General features: G+C 38.4%; 15 protein-coding genes. 7 read left to right on the forward strand and 8 right to left on the reverse strand.

What is annotated here, in order from left to right; all coding sequences use genetic code 11:
• The first annotated feature begins 157 nt into the window (after nt 1-157).
• Nucleotides 158-1,708, forward strand: coding sequence for an SDR family oxidoreductase (locus KO513_RS01850; RefSeq protein WP_215912038.1), 1,551 nt, complete (start codon nt 158-160; stop codon nt 1,706-1,708).
• An 11-nt stretch (nt 1,709-1,719) separates the two neighbouring features.
• Here the strand turns inward: KO513_RS01850 and KO513_RS01855 are convergent, their stop codons facing one another.
• Complete coding sequence (locus KO513_RS01855; protein WP_215912039.1) at nt 1,720-2,331, reverse strand: DEAD/DEAH box helicase; 612 nt, start codon at nt 2,329-2,331, stop codon at nt 1,720-1,722.
• A gap of 344 nt (nt 2,332-2,675) precedes the next feature.
• On the opposite strand from KO513_RS01855, the gene KO513_RS01860 reads away from it, so the two are divergent.
• Complete coding sequence (locus KO513_RS01860) at nt 2,676-3,497, forward strand: class I SAM-dependent methyltransferase (protein ID WP_215912040.1); 822 nt, start codon at nt 2,676-2,678, stop codon at nt 3,495-3,497.
• Between the two features lie 59 nt (nt 3,498-3,556).
• Here KO513_RS01860 and KO513_RS01865 read toward each other — a convergent pair whose 3' ends face one another.
• The gene (locus KO513_RS01865; RefSeq protein WP_215912041.1) at nt 3,557-4,594 is read right to left on the reverse strand and encodes an alpha/beta hydrolase family protein; all 1,038 of its coding nucleotides are present in this window, start codon (nt 4,592-4,594) and stop codon (nt 3,557-3,559) included.
• Nucleotides 4,595-4,748: 154 nt separating this feature from the next.
• Nucleotides 4,749-5,651 (reverse strand): DMT family transporter, encoded by a 903-nt coding sequence (locus tag KO513_RS01870; RefSeq protein WP_215912042.1) that lies wholly within the window; start codon nt 5,649-5,651, stop codon nt 4,749-4,751.
• Between the two features lie 220 nt (nt 5,652-5,871).
• Between KO513_RS01870 and KO513_RS01875 the strand changes: the two genes are divergently transcribed.
• The 5 genes from KO513_RS01875 (at nt 5,872) to KO513_RS01895 (ending at nt 11,746) form a co-directional block, all read left to right on the forward strand.
• A complete protein-coding gene (locus KO513_RS01875; protein ID WP_215912043.1) occupies nt 5,872-7,092 on the forward strand; it encodes a patatin-like phospholipase family protein in 1,221 nt (406 codons plus the stop codon).
• A 263-nt stretch (nt 7,093-7,355) separates the two neighbouring features.
• A complete protein-coding gene (locus tag KO513_RS01880) occupies nt 7,356-9,143 on the forward strand; it encodes a KAP family P-loop NTPase fold protein (protein WP_215912044.1) in 1,788 nt (595 codons plus the stop codon).
• Between the two features lie 3 nt (nt 9,144-9,146).
• Complete coding sequence (locus tag KO513_RS01885; RefSeq protein ID WP_215912045.1) at nt 9,147-9,965, forward strand: hypothetical protein; 819 nt, start codon at nt 9,147-9,149, stop codon at nt 9,963-9,965.
• Between the two features lie 3 nt (nt 9,966-9,968).
• Nucleotides 9,969-11,291 (forward strand): Qat anti-phage system QueC-like protein QatC, encoded by a 1,323-nt coding sequence (gene qatC, locus KO513_RS01890; RefSeq protein ID WP_215912046.1) that lies wholly within the window; start codon nt 9,969-9,971, stop codon nt 11,289-11,291.
• Nucleotides 11,292-11,302: 11 nt separating this feature from the next.
• Nucleotides 11,303-11,746: a hypothetical protein gene (locus KO513_RS01895; RefSeq protein ID WP_215912047.1), complete on the forward strand. Its 444-nt coding sequence runs from the start codon at nt 11,303-11,305 to the stop codon at nt 11,744-11,746.
• Between the two features lie 195 nt (nt 11,747-11,941).
• Here KO513_RS01895 and KO513_RS01900 read toward each other — a convergent pair whose 3' ends face one another.
• The 5 genes from KO513_RS01900 to KO513_RS01920 form a co-directional block, all read right to left on the reverse strand.
• The gene (locus KO513_RS01900) at nt 11,942-12,634 is read right to left on the reverse strand and encodes a nitroreductase family protein (RefSeq protein WP_215912048.1); all 693 of its coding nucleotides are present in this window, start codon (nt 12,632-12,634) and stop codon (nt 11,942-11,944) included.
• Between the two features lie 175 nt (nt 12,635-12,809).
• Nucleotides 12,810-13,670, reverse strand: coding sequence for a sigma-70 family RNA polymerase sigma factor (locus tag KO513_RS01905; RefSeq protein ID WP_215440381.1), 861 nt, complete (start codon nt 13,668-13,670; stop codon nt 12,810-12,812).
• A gap of 231 nt (nt 13,671-13,901) precedes the next feature.
• Nucleotides 13,902-14,465, reverse strand: coding sequence for a DUF4494 domain-containing protein (locus tag KO513_RS01910; RefSeq protein ID WP_215440382.1), 564 nt, complete (start codon nt 14,463-14,465; stop codon nt 13,902-13,904).
• 157 nt (nt 14,466-14,622) lie between these two features.
• On the reverse strand, nt 14,623-15,753 hold the full coding sequence (locus KO513_RS01915; protein WP_215912049.1) for a glycoside hydrolase family 26 protein: 1,131 nt from the start codon (nt 15,751-15,753) through the stop codon (nt 14,623-14,625).
• A gap of 83 nt (nt 15,754-15,836) precedes the next feature.
• Nucleotides 15,837-17,915: a helix-turn-helix domain-containing protein gene (locus tag KO513_RS01920; RefSeq protein ID WP_215912050.1), complete on the reverse strand. Its 2,079-nt coding sequence runs from the start codon at nt 17,913-17,915 to the stop codon at nt 15,837-15,839.
• Nucleotides 17,916-18,019: the final 104 nt, after the last annotated feature.

Below are 18,019 nucleotides of genomic sequence, written 5' to 3' on the forward strand. Positions count from 1 at the left end.
GACAGGCGTTTTTTGTTCGCGTGTGATTCTGTTTTTCTTAGCGGACAGCGAATCTTTGTTTTTGTAGAATTTAAGTACAACGGTACAAATAAAGGTGTAATTTCGCGCGGCGTAAAATAGTGTTCGGTTAGTGGGATGCTAAAGAAAAATAGGCGGAATGAAGAGTGAAGAATTGCAGGATAATCAGGAGGTTTCTTTAGACGAGGTAAAACAAGCCATAGCCGTTCTAGAGCGACTGGTAGCGAATACCGATCAGATATTTGAAATTCCCAAAGCGCAACGTACCGCCTTGATCAAAGCTTCTGGGCAGTTGTCCCGCCCCAGTAGGGAAGAGTTTTCGCGCAGAAAGAAAGATGCTAAAAAAGCGGCAAAGCGTAAACAGGCAGCAAAGGATAGAAGTGCACGTAACGAAACTGGAATTCGGTATGCGCGTGAGGCTTCGGTATTTGTGGCGCCAAAATTATTGGCTGCGGCCGACTTGGCCCAAAAGGACACGCCCGAATTGGAATCGCCCCGTGATTGTTATGTCTGCAAGGCCAAATTCACCAAACTCCACCATTTTTATGATACCATGTGTACGGACTGTGGAGACCTTAATTATGCCAAACGATTCCAAACGGCCAATGTTAAGGGGCAAGTAGCGGTCATTACCGGTTCCCGACTTAAAATTGGGTATCATATTTCGTTAATGTTGCTCCGCGGAGGTGCAACCGTTATTGCCACGACACGTTTCCCTGTAGATTCTGCATTACGTTTTTCAAAGGAAGAGGATTTCATGGAATGGGGACATCGCCTGAAAATACACGGCTTGGATCTTAGACACATTCCCAGTGTGGAAATATTCTGTAATTACATTGAGCAGAATTATGAAAAACTGGATATTCTTATTAATAATGCGGCCCAGACGGTACGCCGTCCTGCAGGGTTTTATGCCCACCTTATGCAGAATGAGGAACGCCGGTTTGAATCCCTGCCAAAGTTTGCGCAAGGAGTTCTAAAGGACCATATAAATTGTCTGGAAGAACTGAATACGTTAACTACTGCAGCTTCCTCTAACAAAAATATGCCGGTTTCTTGGCACGGTCCCGAGCCTGGCATCGGGTTACGGTCCTCCGCAAAACTATCTCAGATTCCGTATAGTTTTGATGCGAGCTTGGTGGCACAGGAAGTATTTCCGGAGAGTCAGTTAGATGCCGACCTACAACAAGTAGATTTACGGAAGACCAACAGCTGGCGTCTAAAATTGGGTGAAATTGAAACTACCGAAATGGTAGAGGTGCAACTGGTGAATTCTGTAGCACCTTTTGTTCTCTGTAACCGACTTTCGGAAGTCATGAAAAAGGAAAATACGGGGCAAAAGCACATTATAAATGTAACCGCTATGGAAGGAAAGTTCCATCGGTTTTTTAAGGAATCGCGTCACCCGCACACCAATATGGCCAAAGCGGCCTTGAATATGCTTACCCATACCGCTTCTGGGGAATTGGCAAAATATGGCATTTATATGAACGCTGTAGATACTGGTTGGGTTACGGACGAGGACCCTGCGGAACTGGCCAAAAGAAAGCAAGAAGTACATGATTTTCAGCCGCCGTTGGATATTGTTGATGGTGCCGCTAGGGTAGTAGACCCGCTTTTTGATGGCATCAATACCGGAAAACACTGGTGTGGAAAGTTCTTAAAGGATTACTTTCCTATTTCTTGGTAATAGTTTCTCGTTTAAGTCTTTACGGTTCTGTAGTGCTCCATAAAGTGGTTCTCTAAACGCTGTAATTGTGGATGTGGTTTTTCGGCGTAAATGACAAACTGACTTTTCTTGATACTTGCCGCCATGGCGATCAAGCCTGTGGATTCTTTTTTGTTGGATAGGAATTCGGCATCGTCCACACTAACTATTTTCAGTTCGGAAATACTTACTCCATTGGTCAAAAACAGGTTGTGCAATGTTTTAGGGGTGGTAATCAGAATATCTATACCCAAGTATATTTCAGATTTTTGAACGTCAATATGCAATTGTTCGTAACTGGCATATACCCGCAAGGAGGTGTATTTGGTAAATTCAATAAAGGTTTGGTACAACTCCAATACTTTTTCTTTGCTTTCAACCATAACCACTGCTCGGGGTGCGTCTCCTACGGCTTCACATTTTAGTTTTTGCAAGGTGGTCAACACCAAAGTGGTGGTTTTTCCGCTGCCTTTTTTAGCAAAGGCAAAGACATTGATGCCACTTTTTATTACGGGAATGCTACTTTTTTGAAAAGGGGTTGGTGCTTCAATCTCCAATCGCTCTAAGTTCTCCAATAAGTGCGGGTGTAATTTTTTAAATGGCATACGCTATAGCTACTAAAATTATGGTTTTCAAAGAAACCAGTTACAAATGCAAAGATAGGCACAACACCTCAGGTTTGAATCTTATTTTTGGTCGCATTTATAATTTTAATTAATATATTTATCACCTGTTTTACTAGTACTACATATAAATTCGGGTCTTAAGCTAAAGACTATGCTCCACTTGAGGGCTGCGTTGAAGTGTCTAAACTTTAATGTGCGGATATGTTCTTTCGAGATATAATCACAAAACTTTAAATTGTAAATCAACTGGATAAAAAACCAATTGACATAGCCTGTGCCTTAACTACTTCGTTTGGGTAGGGCGTAAATACTAGTGTGTTAAAATGTATGACAAATCATTAATAAGCAGGGATATAGAGCTTTTCTATACCAATGCATCCGAAGAGACCAGACTGGATAAAGGAATGGGAGTCTTTGAATTTGAACGTATAAAATCGTTAATTGAAAAGTATATTGAAAACCCAAAATCTACGATAGTGGATGTGGGCGGCGGTACCGGAAAATATTCGGAATGGTTGGCCAAAAAAGGGCATCAGGTGCACATGATAGACCCGGTTTCCAAACATATATCCTTGGCGGAAAATAGGTCCCACAAACTAAAGAACAAGTTTTCGGTCCGTTTGGGCGAGGCCAGAAAACTGGATTTCCCCGATAATTATGCAGATGTAATTATTTTGCACGGTCCGCTTTATCACCTGCAGGAAAAGAAAGATAGGGAAGCGGCCATTTGTGAGGCTAAAAGAGTGTTAAAAATGGGCGGAGTACTATTGGGCTTCGCTATAAATTATTCGGCAACAACGCTGGTAGGACTTTTAAACGGACTCATTCACAAGCCAAGCTTTTTTGATATGTGCAAGGAAGAACTACAAACGGGTATCCATAACCCACCTGTGGATTTCCCTTGGTTATTGGCGGAAGCCTACTATCACAGACCGGAAGAACTAAAGGCCGAATTCACACAACAAGGATTGAACTACATAAACATACATGCCGTGGAAGGCATGGTTTGGCTGGATAAGGATTTTTTTGGCAGTATGGCCAATGAAAAAAAGAAAAATAATTTGTTGCAACTGATGGACCTTACGGAGAACGATAGCAATCTGTTAACGTTCAGTCCGCATATGATGATAGCGGCTAAAAAGTAACACAATATAAAACAGGGGTGTTCTATTTTTATTCCCTAGGAATACAAAATTTAAAACCCTCACAACGAACTATTGAAAAAATCCAATGCCAATTGCAATGTTTTGTCATGAATGTTTTTTCTGTTGACGCTGGGGTGGTCAGCGGCTATTTCGGGTACTATTTCCTTCCCTAGAGCTGTAGATTCATTTAAAAACACATAATGCCCTACGTTTTCATCAAAAAGATGCATTTTACTGGTGTTAATCAATTCATGATACTTTTTGGCATTGGTACCTACAGGTGCTACTGAATCTCCCTTTCCGGCAACTATAAATATTGGAGCTGTAATTTTATGGGTCTGCTCTTTGGAATGAAAGCCGAATCCTATTGCCGGAGCCATTACAAAAAAGGCCTTTATCCTATCATCTTTTACTAGATTACGGTATTGGTTGTAGGACGAAACGATAAGGCTATCATTTTCATAATCTATAACTTCATCCGTATCCGGGAATTCCGCTGGCAATTCCCGCTCTTCGGGTTTTTCATCTTCGGTTACGGTTCTGTCAACATAGCCACCCGCCAAAGCGATATTGGTGTAACCACCCAAGGAAAAACCTACGCCACCAATTCTAGTTGTATCTATTTTTGTCCCCATTTCGGTATCCTTGAGAACTTCGGTCAGCACATATTGAACATCAATGGCCCTTTCCCACCATTTTATGAATTCCCTTGGTATTTTGTTGAAAGTAGAATTCCCATAATGGTCCAGTGAAACCACTACATAGCCTTCTTTTACCATTTCTGCTATGAACCAAGTAAGAGAAAACCTATTCCCTCCAGTTCCGTGGGAGACAACAAGTAACGGGAATTTTTCATCAGGAATAGTGGCATTTGCTACTGTTTCTATATTTTTAAAAAGCTCCTTTGGATTCTCTTTTGGCTCTTTATGAATTAAAGTATCTAGAGTGGGGTACCATATTTCAGCCGGTAACGGTCTATCTCTGGATTGATCGACAAATGTTACGGATTTTTGACCGATGCTATATTTTGTTTCTTTTTGTTGACTACAAGAAGTTAGTAGCAGTACGATGAAGATAAGCTGTGGTGTATTTCTCATGGGTTGGTCATTCGTTTCGCCTTAAAGACGAGACTAACCAATGTTTGTTACAGTATTTTAAAAATTGACCTTTCACTACTTTAAGAATTTGGGTCCTTTTGAAAATACCGTTCCATCTAATCCGCAAATGGGGAAATACTGTAGGCTAACAACCTCAGGTAGCATACAAAATTAAGAACACCCCGATCATAATACCCGCTAAAGGCACCAGTTTCTTGCGTTTGTTCTGTTCCTTAAAGATGAGTCCGCCTACCACTACGGCAATGATAATCTGGCTCCTTTTAATGGCGGAAAGCAACATAATCAATGCATCTGGGTCTTGTAGCGCCTTAAAATAGAAGTAATCCGCTATTTGCAACAGCATACCCACTAATGGGATGGACCATCGCCATTTAAACGCTTTGCGCTTTTCCGCATTCGGGAACCAGGTAATGCTTAAAATCACCAACAAAATGAGAATGGTATAGAAGCAGAACCAGAATTGCAGGGTCTGCGGATTCAAGGTAAGGCTCTGTATCAGGAATTTATCGTACAGTCCGCTGGAAGCCCCTAAAAAGGTAGCGCCTACAATAGCGAAAATCCATTTATTCCTTTTAAAGTGAATGCCCTCTTTTTTTCCTATTCTGGAATACAGCAACACCGAAAATATAATCAGAAAGAAACCAATCCATTGCCAGCCGTTGGGCTTTTCCTGGTAAATGGTAATAGCACCTATAAAGGTAAAAAACGGACCGGCAGACCGTATGGGCGTAACAATGGTAATGGGCAAGTGCTTTAGCGCTTGGTAGGCCAATAACCATGAGGCTGCCATGATAGCGGACTTTATAAAGATAAACCCATGGGTTTTTAGGGGAATATCCGTGACATACAATTGCAAATCCAGCATTTTGACAGGAAACCAAATAGAACCCAAATAGCACGGAAGCAATAATAAGAAACCCGAAGAAATCGTACCCAAAAGCACCGGAAAAACTTCGTTGCCCTGAACGGCATGTTTTTTAAGTAGGTTGTGAAACCCTAAGAATAAAGCGGCCAAAAGCCCAAGATACATCCACATAGCGGGCGCGAAGATATTGGTTTTTTAGGGTTTGTTCCGCATGGAATACGCCGTATTTCAAAAAAGTGAACCCAAAATGTAACCCGTATTAAATTTGGCTGTGGTTGGGTACGTGTTCCTGTAAATTGGTATTGTCTATTACGTCTTTCTGTAATCGTTTACGTATTAAATTTATATATTTATTCACTTCAAATCAGCAGTTCATAGAACCAACCAATTCATGTATAAAATCTTATCGTTAGACGGTGGTGGCAGTTGGGCCATAATACAATTGCTCACCCTCAGGGACCGCTACGGAAATATGAACGGCCATGAGGTGCTCCGTAAGTTTGACCTGGTCATTGCCAATTCCGGGGGAAGTATTGTTTTGGCCGCCTTGGCGGAGAATTACAGTATAGACAAGGCCATAAGTCTGTTTAAAGAGAAAGAAAACCGAGAGCGTATTTTTTATAAGAACGCCTTTTGGGACCGCTTTTTTCCGGTAGATTACCTGCGTTTTGTGGGTATTGGTTTTGGCCCCAAGTACAGCGCTACCAAAAAGAAAGAAGCTTTTGAATACCTATTTCCCGAGATAGATAAAGTACAGATGAACGAGTTGCCAAAAATTATAGGCAAGGAGTCTCTAAAAATTGTGGTCTGCACCTATGATGCGCTAAATAATAGGGCCAAGTTTTTCAAGTCCTATGCGCTAACGCCTTCCCGTTATGATTCCGTGCGGCTTACACAAGCCATTAACGGTTCTTCCAACGCTCCGGTACAGTATTTTGATTTTCCTGCGCGCTTCAAGGCCAAGGAAAGCGGAGTTTTTTTTGAGCTTTGGGATGGCGCTTTGGGCGGTTTCAACAACCCTATTCTGGCCGGGATTATAGAAGCTTATAAATTGGGTATAGACCTAAAGGACATACAGATAGTCTCCTTGGGCACTAGTAACCCTTTAATGTCTTCGGATACCAAGGAAAACTTTTATAATTGGAGGTTGGACTCGCAAAAATATAGAAGAAAGAAGCTGTTCCTACACAAGTTTAAATCACAAGTGAGTTTCTTTATGGAAACCGTTTTTAACCAAGCCAAGACCATTTTATACCAACCGCCGGACACTGCCAATTATATGGCTATGATGTTCTTTAGAGCCGCAACGGGCAAGAATTTGAACGATAGCATCATACGGTTATCACCATTGATTCATTATGACGATAAACTTTCTACGGAAGCCGTACCGCTCATAAAACAACTGTATGCGCTGGATATGGACCTGACCAAAGACGCGCAAGTAGACTTGCTCCTACAATGTTTTGACGCATGGAAAGCCGGAAAAATCTACAACCAGCCCATAGAATTTGAGGTAGAACGAAACAATGACCTGCTTTTTCTTTCCGGTGACCGATGGTATCAGGATGGGATGGATCGGTGGAGGGAGTGGGAGGCAAATGGTTATGGCTAAGTGTGATAAGTGAATCTGATGTAGTAATGGAAGAAATATTGGTTTTTTTATGCTATTAAAATTAGTCATGTTCAGTCCTAGTATAAATTTAAATAGTATTTTTTTTATTTTAAATAGTGTGGATTACAGAAATCCGTAAAATTATACATGTTAAATTATAGTATATTTAACTGATGTTTTTAATGAATGGGTAACACTCAATTTGAACTTCCATCATAAATCATAAAACAGATCTTTATTTTATAATTTTTTAGCAATTCTGAATGTGGAACGATAACGAAACTCATCAAGACTTAATAGATTTCAAATATTTAACCGATTCTATCAATCTCATTATCAATAATGATGAATTAGTCCCATCTACTATTGGTGTTTATGGTGATTGGGGAAGTGGGAAATCAAGTTTGATGAAGATGATTGAACGGGAAAACACAAAAAAGAATAATTTAATTATCAAATTTAATGGTTGGTTATTTGAAGGTTATGAAGATGCAAAAATTGCATTACTAAATACTCTTGTCGATGAATTAATTAAAAGTCGCACTTGGGACAAGAAAACCTTAAAATATATTGGACGTTTAGTTAAAAAAGTAAAATGGCTAAAAGTATTGACAAAAACAGGTCAAATAGGCTTTAATACTTATATGGCTAGCAATACAGATTTTGATTATACAAATGCTTTGAATGAGATTTCTGACTTAAATGTCGAAGATTATGTGAAAGAAATTCAAGACGAAAATCAAGATATAATTGAAAAAGGCATAAGAGAATTTCATAATGATTTTGAATCATTAATTGAAGAAACAAATATAAATAGAGTAATAGTTTTAATTGATGATTTGGATAGATGTAATCCTGACACAATCATATCCACATTAGAAGCTATTAAATTATTTCTTTTTGTGAACAAGAGTGTTTTTATTATATCTGCAGATGAGAGACTTATTAATTATGCTGTTAAAAAGAAGTTTCCTGAATTACCTTCAACTGATTATGATGTAAGTAAGGATTATATTGAAAAATTGATTCATTTCCCAATTCGCATTCCCTCAATGAGTGAGCCAGAATTTGAAACATATACAAATTTTCTATTTTCGAAATTACATCTTGAGTCTACAGAATTTGAAAAATTGATAGATACGGCATTTAATAATTCATCAACTGATATTATAACTTCAAAATTAAATGCAGAAAATATTTCTGATTATTTGAGTATAGTGCCCGAAGCATTAAAACAAGATTTAATTCTTTCCAGACAAATAAATTCCATTTTAGTTTCAATTCTAAGTGGTAACCCAAGACAATGTAAACGATTTTTAAATATGTTGATAATTAGAATCAATATGGCTAAATCGAAAGGGATTGATTTGAAAAAGAGTGTTCTGGCTAAATTGATGTTACTGGAATATTTTAAAACAGAATCTTTTAATCAACTTGTCAAAGCATCGTATGAAGATGATAATAATGTCCTTAAAAGTGTTGAGACTATCGATGAAACAAAAGAAGATGTTGATAGCTCATTTGATGTTTGGTTGGGTGACGCTTGGTTGATGAAATGGATTAAGACAGAACCAAAGCTTGGTGATATTGACCTTAAAACCTATTTTTATTTCACTAGGGGAAATTCAAATTTTGAATTATTATCTAATAAAAGAATTTCGCTAGAAGCTAGGGAAGTTCTTCAAGACTTACTTAAAGGGGGTGTACTACAAACTAAAGCCTTAATAGGCAGCTTAAATTTATCATCAACCGATATAACTTCCATTTTTTCAGAAATATCTAATAGATTTAGTATTGAAGAAGTACTTAAAGAAAGAGCTAAACTTAATATACTGCTTTTAAAGTACTGTCAAAAACATCCCATATTAATATCAGAATATTGCGCCTTTATGGATAATGCTTCAGAAAGTATAATCATGCCGGCCAACATTCCCAATCTGTTACTGTTAACAAAGGGAACTTCATTTGAGTCAACTGCAAAAAAGATTATTCTAAAATGGTCAAAATCTAACATTCCTATGCTATCAAAAGCTGCCAAATCAAAATTATAATCCATGGGAACATCAAAACCAAATAGAGGCCCAAAAGGGTTTCCAAATCCAATACCAGATTGGATAAGTGATTCTAATTCTGGTGAATCATCTATATTATCCGATTCTGAGAATAATCAGCAGGATGAAAATGGTAACGGAAATGAAAAGGATGAAGAACAGTCTAATAGTTTAAACTGGAGTGATGTGAGACGAAGTTTTACAGCTTTTACAAAGAATAGAAGTAAAAGTAATTTTAAAGAATTTACATCAAAGTATAGGAAGGCTTCAGGTGGTAAAAAGAAGTTGGCTCAATCTTCCCAAAGTGGAAAAAAGGGAGCTATCGTTTTAGTTGATTTTCTTGAATCTATTTCAAAAAGAGGATTTGAGGAGACTTTAGAGGAATACAATATTGGAGATATCTCTTCACTTAGTGCAGAAGGGTCAATTAATAAAATCGCTGAGATTTTCATTGATTTAGATGGAACAGATGAGGGTAGTGCTGCATCTAGTGCTGCTGTTGAAACAATAAATAAACTTTACAATGATTATACAGAAAATCCAGAAGAGATAAATGTTTTGGACAATAATAAAATTTCTGAATATCTAGAATATTATATTTCTAAATATATTTTTGAAAGGATTTCTATAGAAATCACAAGAGCTTTGGAGGAAAAAGATTTGACATCGAATGAAGTGAAAGGTATTGAGACGCAGATTGAATATTTTATAGATGCTGAAGTTAATCTTAAGTTTTTTGAATCTAACTTTTCAAAAATGAACATGAAAGAAAAAAATAAGATTATTAATAAAATATTTGAAGATGCTTATTCTCTTATCTAAAATATGAAAGTAACAGTTATTTTAAAAGAAAATAAAACGGATAGTTTTACTATAGATAGCGAAAATATTTTTTATCTAGATTCCATAATTACTAATCCAAAGGATTCAAAATTAAACGAGCCTATTGTCAGGCATAATATTTTTGATTTTCTTTCAAGTAAGGAGAACTTTAAATTATGCCCTAATAGTTTAGCAGTGGATTTTGCTAATATCTCAATGGCTGTTTATTCAATTGATCAGACTGCAAATAGAGAGAAATTTGGTCATTATGGGTGGAGCAGATATATTGAATTGAATATTCCTGTCTATAATATTGAAAAATGGATTGGTACTAGAGAGCAATTTGAAAGAACACTTTCTTTTTTAAGCGGAGATAAATGGATATTAAATTTCAGGAAATGTACAAAGCCCTTTCCGAGTTTTACAATATCGGAATTTAGAACTGATAAGGTTTGTTTATTTTCAGGAGGAATGGACTCATTCATTGGTATTTCAGATATAATGTCAAAAAATGATAGTCTAGCCACAATATCACATCATAAAGGGGGTAATTCGGGTGAATTAACTACACAAAAAGAGTTAATTGACTTATTACAAAAAGAGGTTAAAAGTAAAGAGATTGTACCTTACTATTTTTTTGTTCAAGCAAATAAAAATAAGATTCTCTTAGGTGAAAGGACTCAAAGAGCTCGCTCAATATTATTTCTTTCCTTGGCCCTTTTAGTTGCAAATTCTTCAAGTGAAAAAACAGAAGTGGTAATCCCTGAAAATGGATTAATTTCATTGAATTTGCCTTTGACACCAGCGAGAGGAGGGAGTCATAGTACGAAAACTACCCATCCAAAATATATATCATTACTTAACGAAATATTTGATAAAGTCGGTATTAAGAATAAGGTTGTGAATCCTTACAGGTTTATGACTAAAGGAGAAATGTTTGCGAAAACAAAAATGCCTGAATTTGTTTTGAAATATATTAATAAAACACTTTCTTGTTCAAAACCGGGTTATTATCAGCAATGGAAAGGTGAAAAGGAGCGACAATGTGGTCATTGTGTGCCTTGCATAATCAGAAGGTCTTCCATGTATTTAATAAATAAGGATGAATCCCAAAACTATGTCAAAAATGTTATCGGGTCAGATGAAAAATATGAAGATTTTAATGCTTTCAAAATTGCTCTAAAAAGATATTCTACAAAAGAAAAAATAAGACTTGCTTTTCAAAAATCCGGACATATGAACATATCGGATTATGACTTCAAAAGGTATGTTAATATGTACCATAGAGGTTTAAAAGAAGTTAAAAAATTTATATTACAAAAATAGCTGAAATCTTTATGTTATGGTTTAGTTTACTAGATTATTGGGGATTTAAAAAAGAACCTCAAGGCTCAGGATTAAGTATACCTTTTTTAGTTGGAGCTGAGTTGCAATTTGGAGACAATTGTGAATTTAGCATTGAGAACTTGTTGTCAGAATTTATAGATATTGTTTCTGAATATGTAATTGCTATTCGATTTTGTGATACTATAGGGGAGTTGGTTTGTTGTCTGGAAAAACATACAGTACAAGAGAAGAATTATTATCGAACCCGTTTTGGTAATTTAGTTTTGATTTCAGATTATTTTGATGAAGTCAAAACACCTAATCAAGCGAGTCTACTCTTGCACAAAAAATATATTCAAGAAATAGAACACGGTAAATACTCTTTGGAGTCAGGGTACTGGCGTCCTTTTTCTCAAGAAGATATTTGTATGATAAAAAATGTTTTAAAGCAATGATTAAAATGACCTCATGGTGTCTTTTTTAGCAATAAATTTTAATGCTACAGGGAGTCATAGGTAATGAATGGTAAAGGAAATACTTAAAAAAAATGCTAATTAATTCAGTCGGACATAACTAGCTTATCATATCTTGGCGACCATCGAATCAAATTTTAGATTCTTTAGTTTTATGACTATATCAATCTAAATTTCCTACTCATAAAACTCCGCCACCTCATCCAAAGGTTTTCGTTCAATATCCGGCACGTATGTGGGTGATTTTGGATAGCCTACCGGTAGTAATAGAAATGCACGTTCATTACTAGGGCGGTTGAGCAACTTGGCTAGAAAATTCATAGGGCTAGGGGTGTGGGTCAAGGTGACCAAACCTGCGTTGTGTATGGCGGTAATGAGCATGCCACAGGCAATACCTACAGATTCGTTTACGTAGTAATTGTTTATTTTTTCGCCTTCATCACCAAGGTCATGTACCTTTTTAAACACCACGATCAACCAAGGGGCAATTTCCAAAAAGGGTTTGTGCATGTCCGTGCCCAGAGGTTCTAAATCCTTTTTCCAACGGTCGCTCATTCTACTTTCGTAGCTTTCTTTTTCTTCGGCCTCGGCGGCTTCCTTAATTTGGGTCTTAAGTGCAGGGTTGGAGACCGCACAGAACGTCCATGGTTGTTTATGGGCACCGGAAGGGGCTGTGGAGGCGGTTTTGATCAAGTTTTCTATCACTTCTTTAGGAACGGGAGTATCCGCATATTCCCTAACCGAACGCCGTTGGTCCAACAAGGAATAAAAAGCTTCGCTCTGTTTGGCCAGTTCTTCTGGAGAAAGTGGATTTTCTTGGTAAATAACGTGCGGGTGACCGTTAACGGTAATATGGGATGGAGATGACATGGTTCTGAATGCTATTTTAATATCGCGTTTGACCCAAAGGTATCGATTTTTCAGAAGTTTGAGCGCGCCATTTTTTGGAGCAATTGCATCTTAGCGTACGTTCGTCTTCCTCCATACATCAAAAAAAAGTCCGACGTATAGTAGTCGGACTTCTCATAATGCTATTTATGCAATTCTACAGATAAGCCTGAAGAATATCGGTCTTTCTGCGGTTTCTAAGGATTCTGATGGCTTTTTCCCTGATCTGTCTTACACGCTCTCTGGTAATATCAAAGAGTTCACCAATTTCGCTCAGGCTCTTTGGGTTTCGCTCACCAATACCGTAGTATAATTTGATAACCTCACTTTCCCTGTTGGGCAGTGAACTTAGGATAAGGTCAAGGTCCGTCTTTAGTGAATCGTTCATCATATTGGCATCCGGACTGGTGGCATCGGTAGATTGAATTACTTGATACAGATTGGAAGATTCACCCTCTTTAAAAGGCGCATCCATAGACAAATGTTTTCCGGAATTCTTTAAAGCCGTTTTTACCTGTGTGGCGCTCATGTCCAATTCACGGGCAATTTCCACGGCACTTGGCGGTCTCTGGTGCGATTGTTCCAAAGAGGAGTACACCTTGTTTATTTTACTTATTTGGCCAATTTTGTTCAAGGGTAACCGTATCATACGGGAATGTTGTGAAATGGCCGATAATATAGCCTGTCTGATCCACCATACGGCATAGGAGATAAATTTAAAACCACGTGTCTCATCAAAACGTTTGGCGGCTTTTACCAGTCCTATATTTCCTTCGTTAATAAGGTCCGAGAGCAGAAGTCCGCTTCCTTGGTATTGTTTGGCGGTAGAAACCACAAAGCGTAAATTGGCGTTTACTAATCTATTTAGGGCAACCTGATCTCCGTTACGTATTCTTCTAGTGAGCTCTACTTCCTCATCTGCAGTAATCAATTCTATTTTTGATATTTCTTGAAAGTACTTTTCTAAGGATTTAGTGTCTCTATTCGTAATTTGTTTCGTGATCTTCAGTTGCCTCATATATTTTGATTTATTTTTAATTCGTTACTATATAATACAATTTTTATTGCATTAATCCTAATGATTTTACGGATAATCTGAATATTTTTCAAATAAATTGAAGTCAAGTATATACTTTAAAGAATACTACATGAAGCTCTTGGTCCCAAACGAATTGTGCCGAGTATAAAACGTAAAAAAGGCTGCCCGAGAAGAAACTGGACAGCCTTTTTCAATATTTATAGATGGAATTTATTCTTCCTCTCCGCCAGAAAGTACATCTGCCAATTCCAACTCCTCGTCCATGTCAAGGTTTACGGGAACCGAATTTTTTAATGCGGTGAATTTCTCCAAACGCTCCATTTCATCTTCTTCACCTGAAAAATAAGGGAAGACATCCATTATAGGCGATTCCGATATGGCGGGAATGGTATATTCTCCCATGGTATCCTTCATAACGCCCACCGTATTGTCATACGCTTCCTTTACATCATTGGCCTGTACCAACAAATATTGGTTGGTTTTGCGTTCCTTGCCGCTTTCCTCGTCAAAAGCAATTAAAGATACCCTGGATTTGAACCAACGGTCCGAATTTTCAAAAGGGTGAATTTCCGCATAATTGGCCACTTTAATATTGGTGATCTTTATTTCATCCGTATCACTTAAATACACGGACATTTCTTCCGTAATTCTGCTCTCGGCCTCAGTATAGGAAATAGCATCTACCAAAAAAGGTTCTGTCTTTACCTTTTGTGTTCCCGATGTTTCGTCTAGCTTTCTATATTTTACTTTACACTCGTACCACGTTGCACTCATAACTTTTTCTTTTAGGGGAGCCAAATATAGGGGTAAGCATTAGCCGGTAAAATCAAAAAAGGGAATAGATATTCACAATTTCAAGTTCCGTTTTACACCCCTTTAAGCATGAGGGAGTTAGAGATTTAAGTCCGTACGATTTTCCCAATAGTTAGGTCTATTGAATATCCTTGTTTAGAAGAATGAGGTCTTTGTCCACAAATTCCTTGAACGAGTTTTCAGAGGAATGCCCCAGAAAGGGAACGTAAAAATGGGTCTTGACGGCATTACGCCAGACCATGGCATAGGTTATGCCGCTGCTTCTAATGGCCTTGTACAAGTTTTCCGTATACCAATCTGGTTGTGGTAAGTTCTCTAGACCGGTTTCGGTAAGTGCAAAAAGCATGTTCTTTTCCATGGCGATCCGCTCAACGATTTTTAGGTTATGAATCGCCTTCTGTAAAAAGCCACCGTTTTCAAAATCATAGACATCAATACCCAAAAGGTCTACATAGGCATCACCGGGATAGTTTTTTAAATACTCCTCCCTACGCGAAAATTGATTGGGCGCATAGATGTACAGTAAATTATGAACATTGTAATCTTCCGTAAGAATAGTAACCGTGTCCCGGAACAATTGTTTAAACTCCTCTGTAGTTCTTAGGCCTTCTCCCCAAAAGAAAAAATCGCCGTTCATCTCGTGCCACGGTCTAAATAGTACCGGAATTGGGTTTCCGCTGGAATCTTTTAAATCGTTGAAAAATAGGACCAAACGCTCCATATGCTGAAGAAACACTTTACGATGCGAGCCATTTTCCAACATTTGGGTTACTGCGGGAACCTTACTAAACGAATTTTGCCTTGTAATAGGATTGCTTGCATGCCAGGAAATGGTTATGATGCTTCCGTTTTCATGGGCCTTTACAATAAATTCCTTTCTAAAGTCCCTGAAAGAGGGATTGGGATTTAACGGGTCATTAAACTCTAAGTTTTCTAAATCAAAGCCAATAATGGCGGGGAAATCTTGGGCAATAGCACTAAAATCGCTTTCCAGGCTATTGGGGTCAAACGCTTCAATACTACCGCCAATAGCTTCTTGTTGACCAAAGGCGATACCCTGCTGTGTTATGGACCGTAACCGTGTGTGTAGGTCTTTTGCTTCTTGAACCAAGTTGGGGTCCGCAAAGGACACCTCACCAACTACTTCTGCCGGAACGCGTATGGCATTGGGGTCAAATAAATTATCATCGGTAGTACATCTGAAAAAAAAGAATAAACTGAAAACCACTACCACCAAACCCTTATTCATCAACGCTTTTTTTGGACTGTGTCGTGAAAAGAAAGCTAAACTAACGGGGAAAGGCTCTATTTTCGCTAGAAAGTACTGATTTTCTAGAGTAGGTTTTTGGTTTCCAAGGTTTCTTGGAGCCTATTGTGATTCTCCCAAAACCGATTTTCGATTTTTTGCATTACGGATTTAAATTCGGGATGCTTTTCTAAAGGCTCAATCACCGGATCCAATTTCATAAACAATAAGATCCAATATTGATAATGGTTTTTGTCGGCAAATTCCCTGAGCTGGTCAATAGCCAGATCCAGTTTTCCCTCATGGGCATATCTCACGGCCATACTGGCCGGCTTATAAATGGATTGATCTTGCTCACAGTAGTCTACATACAATTGAAAAAACCGGGAAGCTTCCTCGGTAAGTCCCATTTTTTCATACACTACGGCAAGTTTAATATCTTCTTGGGGGTAGATTGCCAATCCTTTTGTTGTTCTAATTTCATCAAACCGTTTGTAATAGTGATAAGCACTGTCGTATTCCCTTTTAAAATAATGCAACTTGGCGGTTTCCTGTAAAATATCCAAACGGGCAGGGTCTTTTTGCAATTCCCTTTTAATATGGGTAAGGGTTTGTTGCAAATCTCTGTCTCTAGCATACAAAATATAGGCCTTTACGTAAGGCGCGTAGTAATTTTGCGGGTCAAATTGTAGAGACTTTTCTATATAGCTTAAAGCCTCTTCCGTAAAGCCCGATTGAACCAAGGCGTTGCCCAAATTTAGATAGATGTAACTCTTTCCTACGGAATCATTGGCAGCAATATCCAATTGAATTCCCTTCAAGGCATACTCGAGGTATTTCCCGGTATCCGGAATTAAATTGGAATAGAGAAGCGCCAGCATCTGTACCACCGCCGACGAATTTGGATTGTATTCCAAGGCTTTTTGAAGGTGGGGTACAGCCAAACGATAATCGCCGGTATGTTGATAGTAAAGGGCTTTGGCAATAAGGCTTTCAGTGAGTTTGGAATCGTATAAAAGTGCCTTGTCAGCGTAGTTGTTAATCTTTTCAGTGTGCTTCTTTTCCTTTTTATAAAGGTCCAAATAATAGTAGGTAATGGCCAGATCGGCATAGACCAAGGCAAATTCAGGATCCTCTTCCAGAGCTTTTTCAAACAAGGGAATAGCTTCTTGTAAGCCTGCTTCCGTTCTTTGTATAAAAGGTTCTTGCGCCTTTAGGAAATAATCGTATGCCACAAGGTTATCGGTAGGTTTTTTATCGATTTGTTCCCATTCCGAAGGGGTGACATTGGCCTCAACGGCGTTGGCGATTTTTTTGGCCACTTCGTTCTGCAGGGCAAAGATGTCTACCACCTCGTGTGTATATTGTTGTCCCCAAATACGGGAATCGGTAGCGGCATCTATCAACTGTATGTTCAGCAGTACCTGATCGCCCACTTTCTGCCCGCTGCCCTCCACAATATAATTGACGCCTAAATCAGAGGCTATCTCTCCGATGTTCTTATTGGAATTACGGTATTTTTCTGCCGACGTACGGCTAACCACCCTTAGGTCTTCAATCTTCTGCAAGTTCCCCAATGCCGCCTCCATCAGACCGTTTACGAAATAGAGATTGGTAGAGTCGCTGCTCTCGTTTTTAAAGGGAAGTACCGCAATTGATTTTTCAATTTCTGGAAGCGCTCTCTTTTGGGCTTCAGAAGAACTTCTTTTTTGAATTACTAAATAAAGGAAGACCAACAATAGGGGAATTCCTATCACCCCCACCCATTTGTATTTTTGCAAAAAGGAAGGTTGGTGGATTGTTTCTTCGGGTGGAGCGAGTACCTCGATGGACTTTTTTCCCACTTCCCCAGGAGGGTAACCATAAGCCTCCCTAAAGCATTTGATAAAATAGGAAGTACTTCCAAAACCCACACGATAGGAAACCTCGGAAACCGTAAGGTCGGAATCCTTCAACAATTCCATCGCCTGTTGTAGGCGTATCTGCCTGATAAACTGACTAGCAGATAGCTGAGTCTGTTTTTTACATTTTCGCAAAAGGTTGGACCGGCTCATGTGCATGGCTGCTGCCAGTTCCGATACGCCAAAATGCTCATCGCTCAAATTCGCTAAGACCAAGGCTTCGGCCTGCTCGGTAAAAGGACTTTTTTCAAACGGGTCTGGCATGGTATTTTTTTGGTGGTTGGCCATAGGTTCAAACAAATATAAATGAATACGCGCCAAGATAAAAATAAGGGAGTTGCGTCATAGTTTATAGGGTTGCTCCATAA

Source organism: Zobellia sp. B3R18, assembly GCF_018860715.1.
GTDB lineage: Bacteria > Bacteroidota > Bacteroidia > Flavobacteriales > Flavobacteriaceae > Zobellia > Zobellia russellii.